At 70.5% G+C, this 20,573-nt stretch carries 20 protein-coding genes; 18 read left to right on the forward strand and 2 right to left on the reverse strand.

Features of this window, described 5'->3' with window-relative positions; all coding sequences use genetic code 11:
• The first annotated feature begins 113 nt into the window (after positions 1–113).
• The 7 genes from lysA to AC1Q49_RS06550 all read left to right on the forward strand — a co-directional run bounded on the left by lysA (position 114) and on the right by AC1Q49_RS06550 (position 8,739).
• Positions 114–1,550, forward strand: a complete 1,437-nt coding sequence (gene lysA, locus AC1Q49_RS06520; protein WP_492491242.1) for a diaminopimelate decarboxylase — start codon at positions 114–116, stop codon at positions 1,548–1,550.
• Positions 1,547–2,887: a homoserine dehydrogenase gene (locus AC1Q49_RS06525; RefSeq protein ID WP_492491243.1), complete on the forward strand. Its 1,341-nt coding sequence runs from the start codon at positions 1,547–1,549 to the stop codon at positions 2,885–2,887. Before lysA ends, AC1Q49_RS06525 begins: the two co-directional genes overlap by 4 nt.
• Before the next feature lie 49 nt (positions 2,888–2,936).
• Complete coding sequence (thrC, locus tag AC1Q49_RS06530; protein WP_060959190.1) at positions 2,937–4,007, forward strand: threonine synthase; 1,071 nt, start codon at positions 2,937–2,939, stop codon at positions 4,005–4,007.
• The gene (thrB, locus tag AC1Q49_RS06535) at positions 4,004–4,945 is read left to right on the forward strand and encodes a homoserine kinase (RefSeq protein WP_060959191.1); all 942 of its coding nucleotides are present in this window, start codon (positions 4,004–4,006) and stop codon (positions 4,943–4,945) included. The genes thrC and thrB overlap by 4 nt, the downstream gene beginning before the upstream one ends.
• A 165-nt stretch (positions 4,946–5,110) precedes the next feature.
• Positions 5,111–7,204 (forward strand): transcription termination factor Rho, encoded by a 2,094-nt coding sequence (gene rho, locus AC1Q49_RS06540; protein ID WP_492491244.1) that lies wholly within the window; start codon positions 5,111–5,113, stop codon positions 7,202–7,204.
• An 8-nt stretch (positions 7,205–7,212) separates the two neighbouring features.
• Positions 7,213–8,289 carry a peptide chain release factor 1 gene (gene prfA / locus AC1Q49_RS06545; RefSeq protein ID WP_060958901.1) on the forward strand — a complete coding sequence of 359 codons (1,077 nt, stop codon included), beginning with the start codon at positions 7,213–7,215 and terminating at the stop codon, positions 8,287–8,289.
• 45 nt (positions 8,290–8,334) lie between these two features.
• Positions 8,335–8,739, forward strand: a complete 405-nt coding sequence (locus AC1Q49_RS06550) for a phage holin family protein (RefSeq protein WP_060958900.1) — start codon at positions 8,335–8,337, stop codon at positions 8,737–8,739.
• Between the two features lie 7 nt (positions 8,740–8,746).
• On the opposite strand, the gene epsC is transcribed toward AC1Q49_RS06550, so the two are convergent.
• Positions 8,747–9,352, reverse strand: coding sequence for a serine O-acetyltransferase EpsC (gene epsC, locus AC1Q49_RS06555; RefSeq protein WP_191008829.1), 606 nt, complete (start codon positions 9,350–9,352; stop codon positions 8,747–8,749).
• An 8-nt stretch (positions 9,353–9,360) separates the two neighbouring features.
• On the reverse strand, positions 9,361–10,299 hold the full coding sequence (gene cysK, locus AC1Q49_RS06560) for a cysteine synthase A (protein ID WP_061782498.1): 939 nt from the start codon (positions 10,297–10,299) through the stop codon (positions 9,361–9,363).
• Between the two features lie 176 nt (positions 10,300–10,475).
• Here cysK and prmC point away from each other — a divergent pair, with 176 nt between their 5' ends.
• From prmC to atpD, 11 genes are all read left to right on the forward strand, one after another.
• Entirely contained in the window at positions 10,476–11,372 is an 897-nt protein-coding gene (prmC, locus tag AC1Q49_RS06565) for a peptide chain release factor N(5)-glutamine methyltransferase (RefSeq protein WP_492491245.1), read from the forward strand.
• A gap of 156 nt (positions 11,373–11,528) precedes the next feature.
• The gene (locus tag AC1Q49_RS06570) at positions 11,529–12,227 is read left to right on the forward strand and encodes an L-threonylcarbamoyladenylate synthase (protein WP_061782497.1); all 699 of its coding nucleotides are present in this window, start codon (positions 11,529–11,531) and stop codon (positions 12,225–12,227) included.
• Positions 12,224–13,411 (forward strand): MraY family glycosyltransferase, encoded by a 1,188-nt coding sequence (locus AC1Q49_RS06575; protein WP_060958895.1) that lies wholly within the window; start codon positions 12,224–12,226, stop codon positions 13,409–13,411. The genes AC1Q49_RS06570 and AC1Q49_RS06575 overlap by 4 nt, the downstream gene beginning before the upstream one ends.
• Positions 13,408–13,944 carry a Cg1360 family ATP-synthase-associated protein gene (locus tag AC1Q49_RS06580; protein WP_101306629.1) on the forward strand — a complete coding sequence of 179 codons (537 nt, stop codon included), beginning with the start codon at positions 13,408–13,410 and terminating at the stop codon, positions 13,942–13,944. Before AC1Q49_RS06575 ends, AC1Q49_RS06580 begins: the two co-directional genes overlap by 4 nt.
• A gap of 45 nt (positions 13,945–13,989) precedes the next feature.
• Complete coding sequence (atpB, locus tag AC1Q49_RS06585; RefSeq protein ID WP_101306628.1) at positions 13,990–14,859, forward strand: F0F1 ATP synthase subunit A; 870 nt, start codon at positions 13,990–13,992, stop codon at positions 14,857–14,859.
• Between the two features lie 49 nt (positions 14,860–14,908).
• Positions 14,909–15,142 carry an ATP synthase F0 subunit C gene (gene atpE / locus AC1Q49_RS06590; RefSeq protein ID WP_060958893.1) on the forward strand — a complete coding sequence of 78 codons (234 nt, stop codon included), beginning with the start codon at positions 14,909–14,911 and terminating at the stop codon, positions 15,140–15,142.
• A 26-nt stretch (positions 15,143–15,168) separates the two neighbouring features.
• Positions 15,169–15,705 carry a F0F1 ATP synthase subunit B gene (locus AC1Q49_RS06595; RefSeq protein WP_060958892.1) on the forward strand — a complete coding sequence of 179 codons (537 nt, stop codon included), beginning with the start codon at positions 15,169–15,171 and terminating at the stop codon, positions 15,703–15,705.
• Entirely contained in the window at positions 15,705–16,493 is a 789-nt protein-coding gene (locus AC1Q49_RS06600; protein WP_061782496.1) for a F0F1 ATP synthase subunit delta, read from the forward strand. The genes AC1Q49_RS06595 and AC1Q49_RS06600 overlap by 1 nt, the downstream gene beginning before the upstream one ends.
• Before the next feature lie 15 nt (positions 16,494–16,508).
• Positions 16,509–18,149 (forward strand): F0F1 ATP synthase subunit alpha, encoded by a 1,641-nt coding sequence (atpA, locus tag AC1Q49_RS06605; RefSeq protein ID WP_061782495.1) that lies wholly within the window; start codon positions 16,509–16,511, stop codon positions 18,147–18,149.
• A gap of 29 nt (positions 18,150–18,178) precedes the next feature.
• Positions 18,179–19,093 (forward strand): F0F1 ATP synthase subunit gamma, encoded by a 915-nt coding sequence (locus tag AC1Q49_RS06610; RefSeq protein ID WP_191008826.1) that lies wholly within the window; start codon positions 18,179–18,181, stop codon positions 19,091–19,093.
• Between the two features lie 24 nt (positions 19,094–19,117).
• Positions 19,118–20,572, forward strand: a complete 1,455-nt coding sequence (gene atpD, locus AC1Q49_RS06615; protein ID WP_060958888.1) for a F0F1 ATP synthase subunit beta — start codon at positions 19,118–19,120, stop codon at positions 20,570–20,572.
• The last annotated feature ends 1 nt before the right edge of the window (position 20,573 follow it).

Raw genomic sequence — 20,573 nt, forward strand, 5'->3', positions numbered from 1 at the left:
CTCGCGGGGGTCGTCACATGCGTGAGGCGGCATGCGGGGGTGCCCTAGACTTCTAGGACTGCCGGGCGTGACGTGACCGTCGGCAGCCCGACCCCACACGATTGGTTCCGCACGTGTCCGCCGCCTCCGACCGCCCGCTCGTGCCCGCGTGGCTCACCGTGCCGGACGATGCGAACGCGCTCGCCGCGGCCGTGTGGCCGGCCTCGGCCGCCCGCGACGACGACGGCCAGCTGCTCATCGCCGGCGTCGGCGCCGCCGCGCTGCGCGCCCGCTTCGGCACACCGCTGTACGTCCTCGACGAGGATGCCGTGCGCCGCCGCGCCCGCGAGGTCCGCGAGGCGTTCGCCGCCGCCGCCGCCCGCCACGGGGTGCAGGCCCGGGTCTACTACGCCGGCAAGGCGTTCCTGTCGACGGAGATCGTGCGGTGGGTCACCGAAGAGGGACTCGCGGTCGACGTCGCCACCGGCGGTGAGCTCGCCGTGGCCCTCGCCGCCGGCGCCGACGCGTCGCGGCTCGGGCTGCACGGCAACAACAAGTCGGTGGCCGAGCTGGAGCGCGGCGTGGAGATCGGCATCGGCTCGATCGTCATCGACTCCCGCATCGAGCTCGAGCGGCTCGCCGCGATCGTGGAGCGCCGCGTCGCCGCCGGGGCCGAGCCGCAGGCGGTCCTCGTCCGCGTGAACAGCGGCGTGCACGCCGAGACGCACGACTTCCTCGCGACCGCCCACGAGGACCAGAAGTTCGGGTTCGCCCTCGCCGACGCCCCGGCCGTCGTCGCCCGCATCCGCGAGCTGCCGGGCCTGCGCTTCGTCGGCCTGCACTGCCACATCGGCTCGCAGATCTTCGGCGCGCGCGGCTTCGAGGAGTCCGCGGCTCGCGTGGTCGACCTCCACGCGCAGCTGCTCGCCGGCGGCGACATCCCCGTCCTCAACCTGGGGGGCGGCTTCGGCATCGCCTACACGTCGGTCGATACGCCCACGCCCATCGCCGCGCTGGCCGACGGCATCGTCGACGCCGTCGCGCGCGAGTGCGAGGTCCGCGGCATCCCGCTTCCTCACCTCGCCTTCGAGCCGGGCCGCACGATCGTCGGCCGCGCCGGTGTGACCCTGTACGAGGTGGGCACCGTCAAGCCCGTGCAGGTCAGCGACGAGCTCGAACGGCTCTACGTCAGCGTCGACGGCGGCATGAGCGACAACGCGCGTCCGGCGCTGTACGGCGCGCAGTACTCCGCCCGTCTCGCATCGCGCACCTCGGATGCCGCGCCCGCCCTGGCCCGCGTGGTGGGCCGTCACTGCGAGTCCGGCGACATCGTCGTCGACGCGGAGTACCTGCCCGGCGATGTCACCCCCGGCGACCTGCTCGCCGTGCCCGCGACCGGCGCCTACTGCTTCTCGCTGTCGAGCAACTACAACTACGTGCCGCGGCCGCCGGTCGTCGCCGTCCGGGACGGCGCGGCACGGGTGATCGTGCGCGGCGAGACCATCGACGACCTGCTGGCGCGCGACCTCGGGGTCGCCTCCGGCTCCCCATCCGGCGAGGAGAACGAATGACCGACTACCGTCGACTGCGTGTGGCCCTGCTCGGGGCGGGGGCCGTCGGGTCCCAGGTCGCCGCGCTCCTGCGCAAGCACGCGGACGAGCTGGCCGACCGTGCCGGCGCCGCGCTCGATCTCGTCGGCATCGCGGTGCGCAACCCCGACGCGCCGCGCGACGCGGACCTGCCGCGCGAGCTGTTCACCACCGATTCCGAGCAGCTGATCGTCGGCGCCGACATCGTCATCGAGCTGATGGGCGGCATCGAGCCCGCCCGCACCGACATCCTGCTGGCGCTGTCGTCGGGCGCCGACGTGGTCACCGCCAACAAGGCGCTGCTGGCCACGCACGGCCCGGAGATCTTCGACGCCGCCGATCAGGTGGGCGCGTCGGTGTACTACGAGGCCGCCGCCGCCGGTGCCATCCCGATCATCCGGCCGCTGCGCGACTCGCTCGCCGGCGACCGCGTGCAGCGGATCGTGGGCATCGTCAACGGCACGACCAACTACATCCTCGACCGCATGGACAGCGAGGGCAGCGGTTTCGACGAGGTCCTCGCCGACGCGCAGAAGCTCGGCTACGCGGAAGCGGACCCCACGGCGGACATCGAAGGCTACGACGCGGCGCAGAAGGCGGCCATCCTCGCCTCGCTCGCCTTCCACACCGCCGTACCGCTCGACGCCGTGCACCGCGAGGGCATCACGCGCATCGACAAGCAGGCGATGGATGCCGCCCGTCACGCCGGCTACGTCATCAAGCTGCTGGCCGTCTGCGAGCGTCTCGCCGACGCCGAGGCGGACTCGCCCACCGGCGAGGCGATCTCGGTGCGCGTGTACCCCGCCCTGATCCCGCGCGAGCACCCGCTGGCGAGCGTGCACGGCGCCAACAACGCGGTCTTCGTCCAGGCCGAGGCGGCCGGGAACCTGATGTTCTACGGCGCGGGCGCCGGCGGCGTGCAGACGGCGTCCGCCGTGCTCGGCGACGTCGTGTCGGCGGCGCGGCGCCACATCGCCGGCGGGGTCGGGGTCGGCGAGTCCACGCGCGCGAACCTCCCGGTGCTCCCGATCGGCCGCGTCACCACGCGCTACCAGATCACCCTCGAGGTCTCCGACGAGCCGGGTGTGCTCGCGACGGTGGCCGGCATCCTCAGCGAGGGACGCGTGTCGATCGCGACGGTCGAGCAGACGATCGAGCCGACCGCGCCCACCGAGGCCGAGGACGCTCCGGGCGTCGCGCGGCTGGTCATCGGCACCCACACGGCACGCGAGCAGGACCTCAGCGACACCGTCGACCGTCTCGCCGCCAGCGGCGTGGTCGGCCGCGTCGTGTCGGTCCTGCGCGTCGAAGGCAATTGATCCGGGGAAACTGAACTCGCGGTCGCGGCACCGCAAGAAGGAGATGGACATGGCACACGTCTGGCAGGGTGTCCTGCGCGAATACGCCGATCGGCTCGGCGTCACGGAGACGTCGACGGTCGTGACGCTCGGCGAGGGCGGCACGCCCCTGATCCCCGCCGCGGCGCTCTCGCAGCAGACCGGCGCGAACGTCTTCATCAAGTTCGAGGGCATGAACCCGACGGGCTCCTTCAAGGACCGCGGTATGACGGTCGCGCTCTCGCGCGCCGTCGAGCACGGCGCGAAGGCCGTCATCTGCGCCTCGACCGGCAACACGTCGGCATCCGCCGCCGCCTACGCGGCGCACGCGGGCATCACGGCGGCCGTGCTGGTCCCGGAGGGCAAGATCGCGATGGGCAAGCTCAGCCAGGCGGTCATCCACGGCGGTCGGCTGATCCAGGTGCGCGGCAACTTCGACGACTGCCTCGAGATCGCGCGCGAGCTCGCCGACAACTACCCCGTCCACCTCGTCAACTCGGTCAACCCCGACCGCATCGAGGGGCAGAAGACGGCCGCCTACGAGGTCGTCTCCCAGCTCGGCGACGCCCCCGACTTCCACCTCATCCCCGTCGGCAACGCCGGCAACTACACGGCCTACTCCCGGGGCTACCGCGAGGAGGCCGCGCGCGGCGTCGCGACCAAGGTGCCGCGCATGTTCGGCTTCCAGGCCGAGGGCTCCGCGCCGCTCGTGCGCGGCGAGGTCGTCCGCAACCCCGAGACGATCGCCTCCGCGATCCGCATCGGCAACCCCGCCTCGTGGGAGCTCGCCCTCGAAGCGCGCGACGCGACCCAGGGCTGGTTCGGCGCCATCGACGACGCGCGCATCCTCGCGGCGCAGAAGCTGCTGGCCAGCACGGCCGGCGTCTTCGTCGAGCCGGCCAGCGCGATCGGCGTCGCGGGCCTGCTGGACCGTGCCGAGGCGGGCGTGATCCCCGCCGGCGCGACCATCGTCATCACCGTCACCGGCCACGGCCTCAAGGACCCCCAGTGGGCCCTGCGCAACGCCGACGGCACCGAGGTCGAGCCCACCGTCGTCGACGCGACGACCAGTGAGGTCGCGTCCGTCCTCGACCTGGCATGACCGCGGCAGAGGCGGGGCGTGCCGTCGCGGTGCGCGTGCCCGCGACGAGCGCCAACCTCGGGCCCGGCTTCGACACGCTGGGCCTCGCGCTGAGCTCGTACGACGAGCTCGTCGTGACGGCGCTGCCCGAGCCGGGGCTGGAGATCGTCGTCTCGGGGGAGGGCGCCGCCGACGTCCCCACCGACGCCTCGCACCTGGTCGTGCGGGCCATGGCGTACGCCTTCGAGGCCTCCGGCCGTCCGATGCCCGGCATCCGGCTCGTCGCGCACAACACCATCCCGCACGGGCGCGGCATGGGCTCGTCGGGCGCGGCGGTCGTCGCCGGACTGCTCGCGGCCCAGGGGCTGCTCGCCGGCGACGTCGAGCTCGGTCCCGACACGCTGCTGCGGCTCGCGACGGAGCTCGAGGGGCACCCCGACAACGTCGCACCGGCGCTGTTCGGCGGCCTCACGATCGCGTGGATGGACGAGAACGGCCCGCAGCACAAGAAGCTGCTGGTGCACCGCGGCGTGGCTCCGCTCGTGTTCGTCCCCGACTTCACGATGTCCACGTCGGTCGCGCGCGGGCTCGCGCCCCTGCAGGTCACGCGCGAGGACGCCGTCTTCAACGTGTCGCGCTCGGCCCTGCTGATCGCGGCGCTCACGCAGAGCCCGGAGCTGCTGATGGCGGCCACCGAGGACAAGCTGCATCAGTCGTACCGGGCCCAGGCGATGCCGGCGACCGACGAGCTCGTTCGCGCCCTGCGTGCCCGCGGCTTCGCGGCGGTGGTGTCGGGAGCCGGACCGAGCGTGCTCGTGCTCGCCGACGGTCCCGGTCAGCGTCTCGCGGCCGCGGAGGTGGCGGCCACCGTCACGGACACTCCGTGGGAGCCGCGCATGCTCGCCGTCGACGTCAGGGGTGGTACAGTGAGGAACCATACGGAGGGTGCCACGGCGTGACCGTGAATCTGGCCTCCGTCGCAATTCTGCGAACCACCGCATAACCCTCACGTTGCACCATCGCGCGTCTGAGCTAGACGTGCATGCGCGCACGAGAGCGGTAGCGCCTGTCGTGGACGGCGCGATGCGGACGGTCCCCGTCCACATGCCTACGAAGGAGAACTCGTGGAGTCCCTCTCCGAGATCCAGACCGAGAACATCGAGAACGTCGAGAACACGGAAGCCGCCGGCGACGCCGCCGCGACCGAGGTGACCGACGCCCCCACCGCCGAGGAGACCCCGGCGGAGGAGACCCCCGTCGAGGAGGCCGCCGCCGAGGAGGCCGCCGCCGAGGAGGCTCCCACCGAGGAGGCTCCCGCGGAGGAGCCCGTCGCGCCGGAGGAGCCCGCCGCCGAGGCCGTCCAGAGCGAGGCCCCCGACGTCGAGGTGCCCTCGGATGCCGAGGCCCCCGCCGCCGCGAGCGAGGAGGCGCCGGTCGTCGAGAAGCCCGTCAAGGCGCCGCGCAAGCGTGCCCCGCGCCGTGCGAAGAGCACCGACGTGCCGGCCGCCGAGGCGACGGATGCCGAGGCTCCCGCCGCCGAGACCGCCGCCGCCGAGACCGTCGTCGAGACCGCCGACGCGCCCGCCGCCGAGAGCGCGGACGCGCCCGCCGAGACCGCCGCGCCGGCGGAGACCCCCGACACCGCGGCTGCGGCGACCGACGCCGTCGCCCCGTCCGGTGAGGGCGAGACCGCTCCTGCCCAGGACGAGACGGGTGCCGACGCTGCAGCCGCCGACGCCACGGCATCCGGCGAGAACGCGGCCGAGGGCGAGACCCCCAGCCGCAGCCGCAGCCGTTCGCGCAGCCGCAGCCGCAACCGCGGCCAGCGCGGCGAGAACGCCCAGGCCGCGCAGAACGCCCCGGCCACGCAGGGCGGTCAGAACGCGCCGGCCGCTCCCGCGGCCCCCGCCGAGGACAACACGTCGAACGACGACGCCGACGAGCAGGGTCAGGGACGCGGTCGTCAGCGCAACAAGCGTCGCGGCGGACAGAACCAGAACGGCGACGAGTTCGAGACCGAGATCGGCGAGGACGACGTCCTCATCCCGATCGCCGGCATCCTGGACGTGCTCGACAACTACGCGTTCGTGCGCACGACGGGCTACCTGCCGGGCGCCAGCGACGTCTACGTCTCGCTCGGCCAGGTCAAGAAGTACAACCTGCGCAAGGGCGACGCCGTCGTCGGCGCCATCAAGCAGCCGCGCGAGGGCGAGCAGTCGAGCCGCCAGAAGTACAACGCGCTGGTGAAGGTCGACGCCATCAACGGCCTGTCGGTCGACGACGCCGCCGAGCGCGTCGAGTTCGGCAAGCTCACGCCGCTCTACCCGCAGGAGCGCCTGCGCCTGGAGACGGCGCCGGAGAAGCTCACGCAGCGCATCATCGACCTCGTCGCCCCGATCGGCAAGGGCCAGCGCGGTCTCATCGTCGCGCCGCCGAAGGCCGGCAAGACGATCGTCCTGCAGCAGATCGCGAACGCGATCGCGACGAACAACCCCGAGGTCCACCTCATGGTCGTGCTCGTCGACGAGCGCCCCGAAGAGGTCACCGACATGCAGCGCACGGTCAAGGGCGAGGTCATCGCCTCGACCTTCGACCGCCCGGCCGAAGACCACACGACCGTCGCGGAGCTCGCCATCGAGCGCGCCAAGCGCCTCGTGGAGCTCGGCCGCGACGTCGTCGTGCTGCTCGACTCGATCACGCGTCTGGGCCGCGCCTACAACATCTCGGCGCCCACCAGCGGCCGCGTGCTCAGCGGTGGCGTCGACGCGTCGGCCCTGTACCCGCCCAAGCGCTTCTTCGGTGCCGCCCGCAACATCGAGAACGGCGGATCGCTCACCATCCTTGCGACGGCGCTCGTGGAGACCGGCTCCAAGATGGACGAGGTCATCTTCGAGGAGTTCAAGGGCACCGGCAACAGCGAGCTGCGCCTGTCGCGTCAGCTGGCCGACAAGCGCATCTTCCCCGCCGTCGACGTCAACGCTTCGTCCACGCGCCGCGAGGAGATGCTGCTGAACCCCGACGAGGTCAAGATCACCTGGAAGCTGCGTCGCGCCCTCGCCGGCCTCGACCCGCAGCAGGCCCTCGAGGTGGTCCTCGGCAAGCTCAAGGAGACGAGCTCGAACGTGGAGTTCCTCTACCAGATGCAGAACGTGCAGATGAAGTCGGTGTCCACGACCGCCGGCGGCCACAGCCACGGACACGAGAACAGCATCCGCTGAGCGGGACCGTGTTCGAGTCCGTCCAGGCGCTGATCGACGAGCACCGCGCGGTCCAGGAGGAGCTCTCCGACCCCGCGGTGCACGCCGATGCCGCCCGCGCGAAGCGCGTCAACCGTCGCTACGCCGAGCTGTCGAAGATCGTCGCGGCGCACGACGCGTGGCGTGCGGCGGACGACGACCTCGCCGCCGCGCGTGAGCTCGCCCGTGAGGACGACGCCTTCGCCGACGAGGTCCCGGTCCTCGAGGAGCGGGTCGCCGCCGCGCAGGAGAAGCTGCGGCGCCTGCTCATCCCGCGCGACCCCGACGACGCGCGCGACGTGATCCTCGAGGTCAAGGCGGGGGAGGGCGGCGCCGAGTCGGCCCTGTTCGCGGCCGATCTCCTGCGGATGTACCTGCAGTACGCGGCATCCATGGGGTGGAAGACCGAGCTGCTGGAACGCAACGAATCCGATCTGGGCGGCTACAAGGACGTCCAGGTCGCGATCAAGGGCAGCTCGACCGACCCCGCGCAGGGGGTGTGGGCCCACCTCAAGTACGAGGGCGGCGTGCACCGTGTGCAGCGCGTGCCCGCGACCGAGTCGCAGGGGAGGATCCACACGTCGACGACGGGTGTCCTCGTCTTCCCGGAGGTCGACGAGCCCGAAGAGGTGCAGATCGACGCGAACGATCTCAAGATCGACGTGTTCCGCTCGTCGGGTCCGGGTGGACAGTCCGTCAACACGACCGACTCCGCGGTGCGCATCACGCACCTGCCGACCGGCATCGTCGTCTCGATGCAGAACGAGAAGAGCCAGCTGCAGAACCGCGAGGCCGGCATGCGGGTGCTGCGTGCCCGGCTGCTCGCCAAGCAGCAGGAGGAGCGGGATGCCGCGGCATCCGACGCCCGCCGTTCGCAGATCCGCGGCATGGACCGTTCCGAGCGCATCCGCACGTACAACTTCCCCGAGAACCGCATCGCCGACCACCGCACCGGCTACAAGGCCTACAACCTCGATCAGGTCATGGACGGGGCCCTCGGGCCCCTCATCGAGTCGGCCATCGCCGCCGACGAAGAGGCGCGGCTGGCGGCGCTCGGCGGCGACTGACCGCGTGGGTCGTCGCGCGCCGACGGATGCCGCTACGCTCGCGTCATGATCACGTTCCTCCTGCGCGCCCTCGTCTTCCTCGCGTCGGCGGCGGTCGGCCTCATCGTCGCCGACATCGTGCTGCCCGGCTTCACGATCGACTGGCGCAGTCCGTTCGGGTTCATCCTGGCGATCGTGATCTTCGCGGTGCTGCAGAGCGTCCTCGCCCCGTGGCTCGCGCGCGTCGCCCAGCGCAACGCGCCGGCCTTCCTCGGCGGCATCGGCATCGTGTCGACCTTCGTCGCCCTGCTCGTGACGGCGATCATCCCGGGGGCGGGGCTCACGATCGGATCGCCCTGGTGGACCTGGGTGGTCGCCCCGATGATCGTGTGGGTCGTCACCGCGATCGCGGCGTTCCTGCTGCCCGCGGTGCTCCTCAAGAAGAAGGTCGAGAGCCGGCGCGCGTCCTGACGATGCGTCAGATGTAGTACTCCGGCGTCGTCAGCAGCGCGCGGGTGTCTTCGCCGGCGCGGCGCGTGCGCGCCTTCGCGGGAACGCCGACCAGCACCGAGTCCTCCGGTGCGTCGCGCGTGACGACCGCGTTGGCCCCGATGACGGATCCGGCGCCGATGCGCACGGGGCCGAGGATCTTCGCGCCGGCGCCCACCGCCACGCCGTCGCCCAGGGTGGGGTGGCGCTTGCCCGCGTCGCGGGTGCGTCCGCCGAGGGTGACGCCGTGGTAGAGCATGACGTCGTCACCGATCTCGGCGGTCTCGCCGATCACGACGCCCATGCCGTGGTCGATGAAGAAGCGGCGCCCGATGCTCGCACCGGGATGGATCTCCACCCCGGTCAGCCAGCGCGTCAGCTGCGACAGGGCCCGGGCCGGGAAGCGCCAGCCGCGCCGCCACAGGGCGTTCGCCAGGCGGTAGGACCAGATCGCGTGCAGCCCGGAGTAGAGCACGGCGATCTCCGCCGCGCCGCGGGCTGCGGGGTCGCGCAGCTTCGCGGCGGCGATGTCCTCGCGGACGCGGGCGAACGCCCCGAGTCGCGGCGCGGCGGAGGGGCCGGTGGTGCGGGTCACGTCGGGGATCAGTCCTCGCGCAGGTGCTCGTAGAGCGCCGTCGAGAGGTACCGCTCGCCGAAGGACGGGATGATCACGACGATGTTCTTGCCCTCGGCCTCGGGGCGGGCGGCGATCTGCAGTGCGGCCCAGATCGCGGCGCCGGAGGAGATGCCGACGAGGATGCCCTCCGTGGTCGCGACCTCGCGGGCGACGCGGATCGCGTCGTCGAACTCGACGTCGACGACCTCGTCGATGACGCCCTGATCGAGGATCTCCGGGATGAAGTTCGGTCCGATGCCCTGGATCTTGTGCGGCCCGGGCGTGCCCTTGGTCAGCAGCGGGGAGTCGGCCGGCTCGACGGCGATGACCTTCGCCTCCGGCACCCGCTCCTTCAGCACCTGTCCGACGCCGGTGATCGTGCCGCCGGTGCCGATGCCGGCCACGAAGTAGCCGATCTCGCCGTCGGTGTCGCGGAGGATCTCCTCGGCCGTCGTCTTGCGGTGGATGGCGGGGTTGGCCTCGTTGGCGAACTGCTTGGCGAGGATGGCGCCGGGCGTCGCGGCGGCGATCTCCTCCGCCTTCGCGACGGCGCCCTTCATGCCGAGCGCGGGCTCGGTGAGCACGAGCTCGGCACCGTAGGCCTTCAGCAGCAGACGACGCTCGACCGACATCGACGCGGGCATCGTGAGGATGACCTTGTAGCCGCGTGCGGCGCCGACCATCGCCAGCGCGATGCCGGTGTTGCCGCTCGTGCCCTCGACGATCGTGCCGCCCGGCTGCAGCGCGCCCGCCGCTTCGGCGGCGTCGACGATCGCGATGCCGAGGCGGTCCTTGACGGAGGACGCCGGGTTGTAGAACTCGAGCTTGGCGAGCACCGTTCCGGGCAGGCCCTCGGCGATGCGGTTCAGACGCACCAGGGGAGTGTTGCCGAATGCGCTCGTGATGTCGGGGTGGATGCCGGACATGGCCTGCCTTTCGTGCGGTCGGGTGCCGCCCGGTCGTGCGTGATCGCGTCGCCGTCGGCGTCTCGCACCAGCCTAAGCGCCCGATCCGCTCCGGAGTCGATTGTGACGATTCTTCACGGGTGCACGGGCCTCCCGCGCGGCATCCGCCGGCGGGCGCGACTAGGGTGGGAGGGCTCATGATCCCCCCGCACGATTCCGGCGCGCCCGCACGACGCGCTGCCACCGGTCTGTCCGACCTGCTCCGACGGGCGACGCAGACGCTCGCCGCCGCGGGGGTGCCGACGCCCGACGTCGATGCGGAGCTGCTGGCGGCGCACGTCTGGGGCCGCACGCGCGGAGAACTGCTCGCCGCGGCTCTGCGTGGCGACGACGTCCCCGAGGACACGACGGCGTTCGAGGCGCTGATCGCCCGCCGCGCCGCCCGTGAGCCGCTCCAGCACCTCACGGGCACGGCTCCTTTCCGCCATCTCGAGCTGCGGGTGGGTCCGGGAGTCTTCGTGCCGCGGCCCGAGACCGAGATGGTCGCCCAGCTCGCCATCGACGCGCTGCGCGCCGTGCCGGATGCCGAGCCCGTCGCCGTCGACCTGGGCACCGGCTCGGGCGCCATCGCGTTGGCGATGGCCACGGAGGTGCCGCACGCGCAGGTGCACGCGGCGGAGAACGCGCTCGACGCGTTCGTGTGGGCGAAGGAGAACTTCGCCCGGCACGCGCCGCAGGCGCGCCTGGCGTTCATCGACCTCGCCGACGCGTTCCCGGAGCTCGACGGCTCGGTGGCCGTGCTCGTCTCCAACCCGCCCTACGTCCCCGACGCCGCCGTGCCGCGCGACCCGGAGGTGCGCCACTGGGACCCGCCGTCGGCGCTGTACGGGGGAGAGGACGGCCTGGACGTCGTCCGCGTGCTCTCCCGGGTCGGCCGGCGTCTGCTGCGCCCCGGGGGGACCCTCGTGATCGAGCACGGGGAATGGCAGGGCGGCCCCATCCGCGCGCTGCTGGAGGCCGACGGCTGGCGCGCGTGCGCCACGCATCCCGACCTCACCCTCCGCGACCGGGCCACGACGGCCCTCCGCCCCTGACCTCCCGGTCGTTGAGCGAGCGCAGCGAGTCGAAACGTCGCGTGCCTTCCGGTCGTTGAGCGAGCGCAGCCAGTCGAAACGTCGCGCGCCTTCCGGTCGTTGAGCGAGCGCAGCGAGTCGAAACGTCGCGCGGGTGAAACGTAGACTGGACACGATATGTCTGAGTTCTTCGACGCCCGCGACACGGAGCAGCTGCTTCCGGGTCTGCGCAAGGCACGGCAGGCGATCGGGCGCGGTGAGCTCATCGTCATGCCGACGGACACCGTGTACGGCATCGCGGCCGACGCGTTCAGCGCCAGCGCCGTCGCCGCGCTCCTGGCGGCGAAGGGCCGCGGGCGCCAGTCGCCCCCTCCGGTCCTGGTCGCGGGCCTGTCGACGATGCGCGCCCTGGTCTCGGACGTTCCGGCTCCCGTGGAGCGGCTGGTCGAGGAGTTCTGGCCGGGCGGACTGACGATCGTGCTGCCGTCGCAGCCCTCCCTGTCGTGGGACCTCGGCGACACGGGCGGCACCGTGGCGGTGCGCATGCCCGCCGACCGCATCGCGCTCGAGCTGCTCGAGGACTGCGGCCCGCTGGCGGTCTCCAGCGCCAACCTCACCGGCAAGGCCGCGGCCGTCGACGTGCACAGCGCCTACACGATGCTGCGCGACAGCGTCTCCGTCTACCTCGACGGGGGACCGTCCTCGCACGGCGTCGCGTCGACGATCGTCGACGCGACGGGACTCGCCGTCCCGGGAGGGCGTCCCGTCCGTGTGCTCCGCGAGGGCGCCGTCCCGCGCGACCGGCTCCGCGAGGTGCTGGGCGAGCTGCTCGAGCCCGACCCCGAGCCGCTCGGCGACGACGCGCCCGCGCCATGAGGTTCTATCTGCTCACCGTCGCCGTGACGGCCGTGGCGACCCTCGGTTTCACCTGGGTCGTCTGGCGGATCGGGATGCGGCTCAAGCTGTACCCCGAGATCCGTGAGCGTGACGTCCACACCACGCCCAAGCCGCGCGTCGGCGGTGTGGCCATGTTCCTCGGCGTGCTGGTGGCCTTCGGCATCTCCTCGCAGATCGGCTACTTCCAGATCTTCTGGGCCGATCCGGCGGTCATCTGGTCGCTGCTCGGCGCGTCCGCCCTGATCGTCGTCGTCGGCGTGCTCGACGACCTGTGGGATCTGGACTGGATGATCAAGCTGGGTGCGCAGTTCCTCGCCGCCGGCATCGTGGTGGGCTTCGGCGGCATCCAAATCTTCTTCATCCCGTTCGGCCAGCAGTTCGTGGTGTCGAGCTTCGCGAGCTTCGCGATGTCGGTGATCGCGATCGTCATCGTCATGAACGCGGTCAACTTCATCGACGGACTGGACGGTCTCGTCGCCGGGGTCGCTCTCATCGCCAACGCGGTGTTCTTCGTGTACACCTACCTCGTCGCGCGCGACACGGGCGCATCGAGCTACTCGAGCCTCGCCTCGTTCATCGCCGTCGCCCTCATCGGTGTGTGCGTCGGCTTCCTGCCGCTGAACTGGAACCCGTCGAAACTGTTCATGGGAGACTCGGGGGCGCTGCTGCTCGGTCTTCTCATGGCGTCGTCGGCGATCGTGTTCACGGGCAACCTGCCGCCGGCGCTGCTCGGCGACAACGACGTGTTCGGCCGCTCGCAGCTGCTGGGTGCGTTCATCCCCATCCTGCTGCCGGTCGTCGTCGTGCTGCTGCCGCTGCTGGACTTCGGGATGGCGATCGTGCGCCGCATGGCGCGCGGGAAGTCGCCCTTCTCTCCCGATCGCAAGCACCTGCACCACCGCATGCTCGACATGGGGCACAGCGACCGCGACGCCGTCCTCATCTTCTACGCGTGGACGGCCGTGGTGTCGGTGGGCGTGCTGCTCATGTACATCGGGACGACCCAGAACTGGCCGGGGGACTACGCGATCGGCGGGGTGTTCGTCCTCGTCGGCATCGCGGCCTGCCTCGTCGTCACCTTCATGCCGTCCCGGCGTTCCGCCCCCACCGCTGCCGACGGCGCCGCGGCGCCCCCGTCCGATCCGACCCCGAGGACCTCATGAGCTCCCTGTCCAGCACCACCGTCCTGCGCACGACCCTCCTGTGGTCGGCCCTCGCCACCGGCATCCTGGCCGTCGTCGGCGCGCTGATCGGCTTCGCCGTGGCCGGGACCTCCGGTCTGTGGAGCGCGCTGGTCGCGATCGTCCTCGCGGCGGTCTTCCTCGGGTTCACGGCGGTCACGATCCTCGTGTCCAACCGGTGGTTCGGCGATCCGCTGTACGTGCCGATCTTCTTCGGCGCCGTGATGGGCGGATGGCTGCTGAAGTTCGTCGTCTTCCTCGTCGTGCTGTTCCTGCTGCGGGGCCAGCCGTGGCTGAATGCCGGCGTGTTCTTCATCGCGCTCGTGATCAGCGTGGTGGTCTCGCTCGCGATCGACGCGATCGTGATGGTGCGCATGCGCGTGCCCGTCGTCAGCGACGCCTCGCTGCCCACGCTCGCCGACGTCATCGACGAAGCGCGACGCCCGGCGCCCCCGGAAAGGGGGGATGCCGAGGACGGTCCGCGGCCCGCGGACGATAACCCCTCCCGGGGCTGATAGGCTGTCTCTGCGCCCGTTCGCGCTCCGCGAAACGCGTGCGCAGTGACGCTCACACCGACCATCGTCGCACCGGTTGCATCCGGTGCCCCGAAGCTGGAGCCAGCGCTGTTTACCCAAGCTGCGACACTGATCGCCAAGACCGCCGAAGACGGCGGCTTCCACGGCCCGTCCATCGATGAGTTCTTCCCGGACGTCCTCTTCAGCGTCCTGGGCGTCCCCGTCACGCGGATCCACCTCATCCAGTTCATCGCGACGATCGCTCTCGTGCTGTTCCTGTGGGCCGGAACCCGTCGCATGCGGATCGTGCCGGGCCGTTTCCAGAGCATCGCCGAGATGGGCCTGGACTTCGTCCGCGTGAACATCGCCGAAGACCTCCTGGGCAAGAAGGACGGGCAGCGCTTCCTGCCGATCCTCACCACGATGTTCTTCATGATCCTGTTCTTCAACATCACAGGCATCATCCCGTTCATGAACCTCGCCGGGACGAGCATCATCGCCGTCCCGCTGATGCTCGCGGTGATCAGCTACGTGACGTTCATCTACGCGGGTATGAAGAAGAGCCCGAAGAACTTCTTCAAGAACGCGCTGTTCCCCTCGGGCGTCCCGCCGTTCCTCTACATCATCGTCACGCCGCTGGAGTTCCTGTCGACGTTCATCATCCGCCCGGTGACGCTCACCCTGCGACTGCTGATGAACATGATCGTCGGTCACCTCATGCTCGTCCTGTTCTTCTCGGCGACGCAGTTCTTCCTCATCACCCTCGGCGGCTGGTGGTCGGCTCTGGCGGCGGGCTCGCTCGCCTTCGGTCTGGCCTTCACCCTGTTCGAGATCCTGGTGGCCTTCCTCCAGGCCTACGTCTTCACCATCCTCACCGCGGTCTACATCCAGCTCGCGGTGGCAGAAGAGCACTGAGCGGGCGAGGCTCCCGCCTCTCCCACCCAACCCCGAAAGGAAAAACCCCGTGGACGCAACTACGGTTCTCGCCGAGCTTTCCGGCAACGTCGCGACGATGGGCTACGGCCTCGCGGCCATCGGCCCCGCCATCGGCGTGGGCATCGTCGTCGGCAAGACGATCGAGGGCGTCGCCCGTCAGCCCGAGCTGGCCGGCCGCCTGCAGGTCCTCATGTGGATCGGTATCGCCTTCACCGAGGCGCTCGCCTTCATCGGCATCGCTGCCGGCTTCATCTTCGTCTGATCGCCCGCACCAGTTAAGGAGACAGGATGCGCAATCTTGTCGCGTACGCCGCGGAGGAAGCGGGCCACAACCCGCTCATCCCCGCCTGGTACGACATCATCTGGTCGGGTGTCTGCTTCATCGTCATCCTCGTCGTGGTGTGGAAGGTCGCCCTTCCCAAGATGAAGGTGCTGCTCGACAACCGTGCCGCCGCCATCGAAGGCAACATCGCGAAGGCCGACGAGGCGCAGCGCAAGGCCGAAGCCGCGCTCGAGGAGTACACGGCGCAGCTCGCCGAGGCTCGCAAGGAGGCCGGTGAGATCCGCGACGCCGCCCGTGAGGACGGCAAGAAGATCGTCGCCGAGGCGAAGGACACGGCATCCGCCGAGGCCTCGCGCCTGACCGCCGCCGCGCACACGCAGATCGAGGCGGAGCGCCAGACGGCGCTCGTGTCGCTGCGCAGCGAGGTCGGCACCCTGGCGCTCGACCTGGCCGGCGGCGTCATCGGCGAGTCGCTCTCGGACGACGCCAAGGCGAAGGGCGTCGTGGACCGCTTCCTCGCCGACCTCGAGAAGGCGAAGTAATGGGCAGCGCGACCACTCAGGCACTGGCGACGACCACGGCGGAGCTGACGGCAGCCGGCGTGGGCGACCTCACGGTCGCTCGCGAGCTGTTCGCGGCCGCGCGCGAGATCGCCGACTCGGCGCAGCTGAGCGGCGCGCTCTCCGCATGGGGCGCGCCCGCCGAGGCGCGCGCCCAGGTCGCCCGCGCCGTGTTCGCCGGGTACGGTCCCGTCGCCGTCCGGCTGCTGACCTCCGCGGTCTCGCAGCGCTGGTCGTCGACGCACGACCTCATCTCCGGCATCGAGGAGCTCGCGATCCGCGCCGCCGCGATCGGGGCTCCCGGCACGGACGTCGAGGGCGAGCTGTTCCAGGTCGCACGCCTCGTCGCGGCCAACCCCGAGCTCGAGCTGGCGCTCGGCAGCAGGCGGGGCGACGCGTCGGCCAAGGGCGCGCTGATCGAGAAGCTGCTCGGCGGCCGGGCGGGAGAGGCCACGGCCCTCATCGCCTCGCAGCTGGTGCAGCAGCCCCGGGAGCGCCGTGTGCGCTTCCTTCTGAACCGCGCGCTCCAGCTCGTCGCCGACCAGCGCGGCAAGAAGGTCGCCACCGTGCGGGTGGCCGGCGCGCTCGACGCCGCGCAGCAGGATCGCCTCGCGGCCGCGCTGAGCGCCCGCTACGACGCCGACGTCACCGTGAACGTCGTCGTCGACCCGGAGGTGCTGGGCGGAATGCGCGTGGAGATCGGTGACGACGTCATCGACGGGACCGTCTCCTCCCGAATCAACGACTTGCGCCAGCGCCTCGCTGGCTAGAACAGAAGGAACACCATGGCAGATCTGACCATCAGCCCCGACGTCATCCGTGACGCGCTGAAAGACTTCGTCGCCGCCTACGAGCCGGCCGGCGCCGCCGCCACCGAGGTGGGCACGGTCGTCGACGCCGCCGACGGCATCGCGCACGTCGAGGGTCTTCCCGGCGTCATGGCGAACGAGCTCGTGCGTTTCGACAACGGCGTGGAGGGCCTCGCGCTGAACCTCGACGAGAACGAGATCGGCGTCGTCGTGCTCGGCGAGTTCTCCGGCATCGAGGCCGGCCAGAAGGTCACCCGTACCGGTGAGGTCCTGTCGGTCGCCGTCGGCGACGGCTACCTCGGCCGCGTCGTCGACCCGCTCGGCAACCCGATCGACGGCCTCGGCGAGATCGCCACCGAGGGGCGCCGCGCCCTCGAGCTGCAGGCGCCCGGCGTCATGCAGCGCAAGAGCGTGCACGAGCCCATGCAGACCGGCATCAAGGCCATCGACGCGATGATCCCCGTCGGCCGCGGTCAGCGTCAGCTCATCATCGGCGACCGTCAGACCGGCAAGACGGCCATCGCGATCGACACGATCATCAACCAGAAGGCCAACTGGGAGTCGGGCGACGTCAACAAGCAGGTCCGCTGCATCTACGTCGCCATCGGTCAGAAGGGCTCCACGATCGCCTCCGTCAAGGGTGCGCTCGAGGACGCCGGTGCCATGGAGTACACGACGATCGTCGCGGCCCCGGCATCCGACCCCGCCGGCTTCAAGTACCTCGCGCCCTACACGGGCTCGGCCATCGGCCAGCACTGGATGTACGGCGGCAAGCACGTCCTGATCATCTTCGATGACCTGTCGAAGCAGGCCGAGGCCTACCGCGCCGTCTCGCTCCTCCTGCGCCGCCCGCCGGGCCGTGAGGCGTACCCCGGCGACGTGTTCTACCTGCACTCGCGTCTGCTGGAGCGTTGCGCGAAGCTGAGCGACGAGCTCGGCGCCGGCTCGATGACGGGTCTTCCGATCATCGAGACGAAGGCCAACGACGTCTCGGCCTACATCCCGACCAACGTGATCTCGATCACCGACGGCCAGATCTTCCTGCAGTCCGACCTGTTCAACGCCAACCAGCGTCCCGCGGTCGACGTGGGCATCTCGGTCTCGCGCGTCGGCGGCGACGCCCAGGTCAAGTCGATCAAGAAGGTCTCGGGAACGCTCAAGCTCGAGCTGGCCCAGTACCGCTCGCTCGAGGCGTTCGCCATGTTCGCCTCCGACCTCGACGCGGCATCGCGCCGTCAGCTCGAGCGCGGTGCGCGTCTGACCGAGCTGCTCAAGCAGCCGCAGTACGACCCGTACCCCGTCGAGGAGCAGGTCGTGTCGATCTGGGCCGGCACCAACGGCAAGCTCGACACGATCGCGGTCGAGGACGTGCTCCGTTTCGAGCGCGACCTGCTCGACTACCTCAAGCGCAACACGACGATCCTCGACACGCTCCGCGACACCAACGTGCTCGACGACGCGACGGTCGCCGAGCTCGAGAAGGTCACCGACGCCTTCATCCTCGAGTTCCAGGGCGGCAAGGGCCAGGCCATCAACAAGCCCGGTCACGAAGAGGTCGCCGCCGCGCACGAGGAGGACGTGAACCAGGAGCAGATCGTCAAGGGCCGCCGCGGCTGACGCCCGGCGCGATCTGAGACAGAGAATCCATGGGAGCACAACTCAGGGTCTACAAGCAGAAGATCTCTTCTGCTCAGACGACCAAGAAGATCACGAAGGCGATGGAGCTCATCGCGGCTTCGCGCATTCAGAAGGCGATGGCGCGCGTGCGCGCCTCCTCGCCTTTCGCGCGCGCCGTGACACGGGCCGTCTCCGCCGTGGCGACGCACTCGAACGTCCAGCATCCCCTCACGACGGAGCGGGAGACGATCCGCCGGTCGGCGGTCGTCATCTTCGCCTCCGACCGAGGGCTCGCCGGTGCCTTCAACTCGCAGATCCTGCGCGAGGGCCTGCAGCTCGGTGAGCTGCTGCGCTCCCAGGGCAAGGAGGTCGAGTACTTCCTCGTCGGGCGCAAGGCGGTGGGCTACTTCCAGTTCCGCCGCATGGCGTCGGCCGGCGAGTGGGTGGGCGACACCGACACTCCGCACTTCAACACCGCCGAGCAGATCGCGGGCGCCCTGCTGGACGCCTACGACCGCGGCGGCGAGGAGGAGGGCGGCGTGGACGAGATCCATCTCGTCTTCAACCGGTTCGTCAGCATGATGACCCAGGAGCCGCAGACCGTTCGTCTGCTGCCCCTCGAGGTCGTCGAGGCGGACGAGGTCGTCGAGTCCGCCGGCGCGGGCACCCAGGTCTACCCGCTGTACGAGTTCGAGCCCAGCCCCGAGGTCGTCCTCGACGCGCTGCTGCCGGTGTACGTGCAGAGCCGCGTGTTCAACGCGCTCCTGCAGTCGTCGGCCGCGAAGCACGCCGCGACCCAGAAGGCGATGAAGAGCGCCAGCGACAACGCCGACAAGCTCATCACCGACTACACCCGCCTGCGCAACAACGCGCGTCAGGCCGAGATCACTCAGCAGATCGCCGAGATCGTCGGCGGTGCCGACGCCCTGGCATCCGGCAAATAACGCCCACACCGAAAGAGACAGACAATGACTGCCACCGCCACCGCCGAACAGGCCGAGACGACGGTCGTCGGGCGCGTCGCACGCGTCACCGGCCCGGTCGTCGACATCGAGTTCCCGCACGATGCGATCCCCGACATCTACAACGCGCTGAAGACGACCATCACGATCGGCGACGACGCGACGGAGATCACCCTCGAGGTCGCGCAGCACCTCGGCGACGACCTGGTGCGTGCCATCTCGCTCAAGCCCACCGACGGCATGGTCCGCGGCCAGGAGGTGCGCGACACCGGCGGCCCCATCACGGTCCCGGTCGGCGACGTCACCAAGGGCAAGGTGTTCAACGTCACCGGCGACATCCTGAACCTCGAGCCCGGCGAGACCGTCGAGATCACCGAGCGCTGGGGCATCCACCGCCAGGCGCCGAACTTCGACCAGCTCGAATCGAAGACCGAGATGTTCGAGACCGGCATCAAGTCCATCGACCTGCTGACGCCCTACGTGCAGGGTGGCAAGATCGGCCTGTTCGGCGGCGCCGGTGTCGGCAAGACCGTCCTCATCCAGGAGATGATCCAGCGCGTCGCGCAGGACCACGGCGGTGTGTCGGTGTTCGCCGGTGTCGGTGAGCGCACCCGTGAGGGCAACGACCTCATCGGCGAGATGGAGGAGGCGGGCGTCTTCGACAAGACCGCGCTCGTCTTCGGCCAGATGGACGAGCCGCCGGGGACGCGTCTTCGCGTCGCGCTGTCGGCGCTCACGATGGCGGAGTACTTCCGCGACGTGCAGAAGCAGGACGTGCTGCTGTTCATCGACAACATCTTCCGCTTCACGCAGGCGGGCTCCGAGGTGTCGACCCTTCTCGGTCGCATGCCGTCGGCCGTGGGCTACCAGCCGAACCTCGCCGACGAGATGGGTGTGCTGCAGGAGCGCATCACCTCCACGCGCGGTCACTCGATCACCTCGCTGCAGGCGATCTACGTGCCGGCCGACGACTACACCGACCCGGCGCCGGCCACGACCTTCGCGCACCTCGACGCGACGACCGAGCTCTCCCGCGAGATCGCGTCGAAGGGCCTCTACCCGGCCATCGACCCGCTGACCTCGACCAGCCGCATCCTGGACCCGCGCTACATCGGCGAGGACCACTACCGGGTGGCGACGGCCGTGAAGCAGATCCTGCAGAAGAACAAGGAGCTGCAGGAGATCATCGCGATCCTCGGTGTCGACGAGCTGTCCGAAGAGGACAAGATCGTCGTCTCGCGCGCCCGCCGCATCCAGCAGTTCCTCTCGCAGAACACCTACATGGCGAAGAAGTTCACCGGTGTCGAGGGCTCCACGGTCCCGATCAAGGAGACCATCGAGTCGTTCGACGCCATCGTCAAGGGCGACTTCGACCACGTGGCCGAGCAGGCCTTCTTCAACGTCGGAGGCATCTCCGACGTCGAGGAGAAGTGGGCGAAGATCCAGAAGGAGAACAGCTGAC

It is taken from the genome of Microbacterium sp. MPR-TSA4 (genome assembly GCF_058792815.1).

Coding starts and splice junctions, on each gene's coding strand:
- atpD (WP_060958888.1), top strand. CDS start 19,118: ATGACTGCCACCGCCACCGCCGAACAGGCCGAGACGACGGTCGTCGGG.
- AC1Q49_RS06570 (WP_061782497.1), top strand. CDS start 11,529: ATGTCTGAGTTCTTCGACGCCCGCGACACGGAGCAGCTGCTTCCGGGT.
- AC1Q49_RS06575 (WP_060958895.1), top strand. CDS start 12,224: ATGAGGTTCTATCTGCTCACCGTCGCCGTGACGGCCGTGGCGACCCTC.
- AC1Q49_RS06525 (WP_492491243.1), top strand. CDS start 1,547: ATGACCGACTACCGTCGACTGCGTGTGGCCCTGCTCGGGGCGGGGGCC.
- atpA (WP_061782495.1), top strand. CDS start 16,509: ATGGCAGATCTGACCATCAGCCCCGACGTCATCCGTGACGCGCTGAAA.
- AC1Q49_RS06580 (WP_101306629.1), top strand. CDS start 13,408: ATGAGCTCCCTGTCCAGCACCACCGTCCTGCGCACGACCCTCCTGTGG.
- AC1Q49_RS06595 (WP_060958892.1), top strand. CDS start 15,169: ATGCGCAATCTTGTCGCGTACGCCGCGGAGGAAGCGGGCCACAACCCG.
- AC1Q49_RS06600 (WP_061782496.1), top strand. CDS start 15,705: ATGGGCAGCGCGACCACTCAGGCACTGGCGACGACCACGGCGGAGCTG.
- prmC (WP_492491245.1), top strand. CDS start 10,476: ATGATCCCCCCGCACGATTCCGGCGCGCCCGCACGACGCGCTGCCACC.
- AC1Q49_RS06610 (WP_191008826.1), top strand. CDS start 18,179: ATGGGAGCACAACTCAGGGTCTACAAGCAGAAGATCTCTTCTGCTCAG.
- cysK (WP_061782498.1), bottom strand. CDS start 10,299: ATGTCCGGCATCCACCCCGACATCACGAGCGCATTCGGCAACACTCCC.
- AC1Q49_RS06550 (WP_060958900.1), top strand. CDS start 8,335: ATGATCACGTTCCTCCTGCGCGCCCTCGTCTTCCTCGCGTCGGCGGCG.
- thrC (WP_060959190.1), top strand. CDS start 2,937: ATGGCACACGTCTGGCAGGGTGTCCTGCGCGAATACGCCGATCGGCTC.
- thrB (WP_060959191.1), top strand. CDS start 4,004: ATGACCGCGGCAGAGGCGGGGCGTGCCGTCGCGGTGCGCGTGCCCGCG.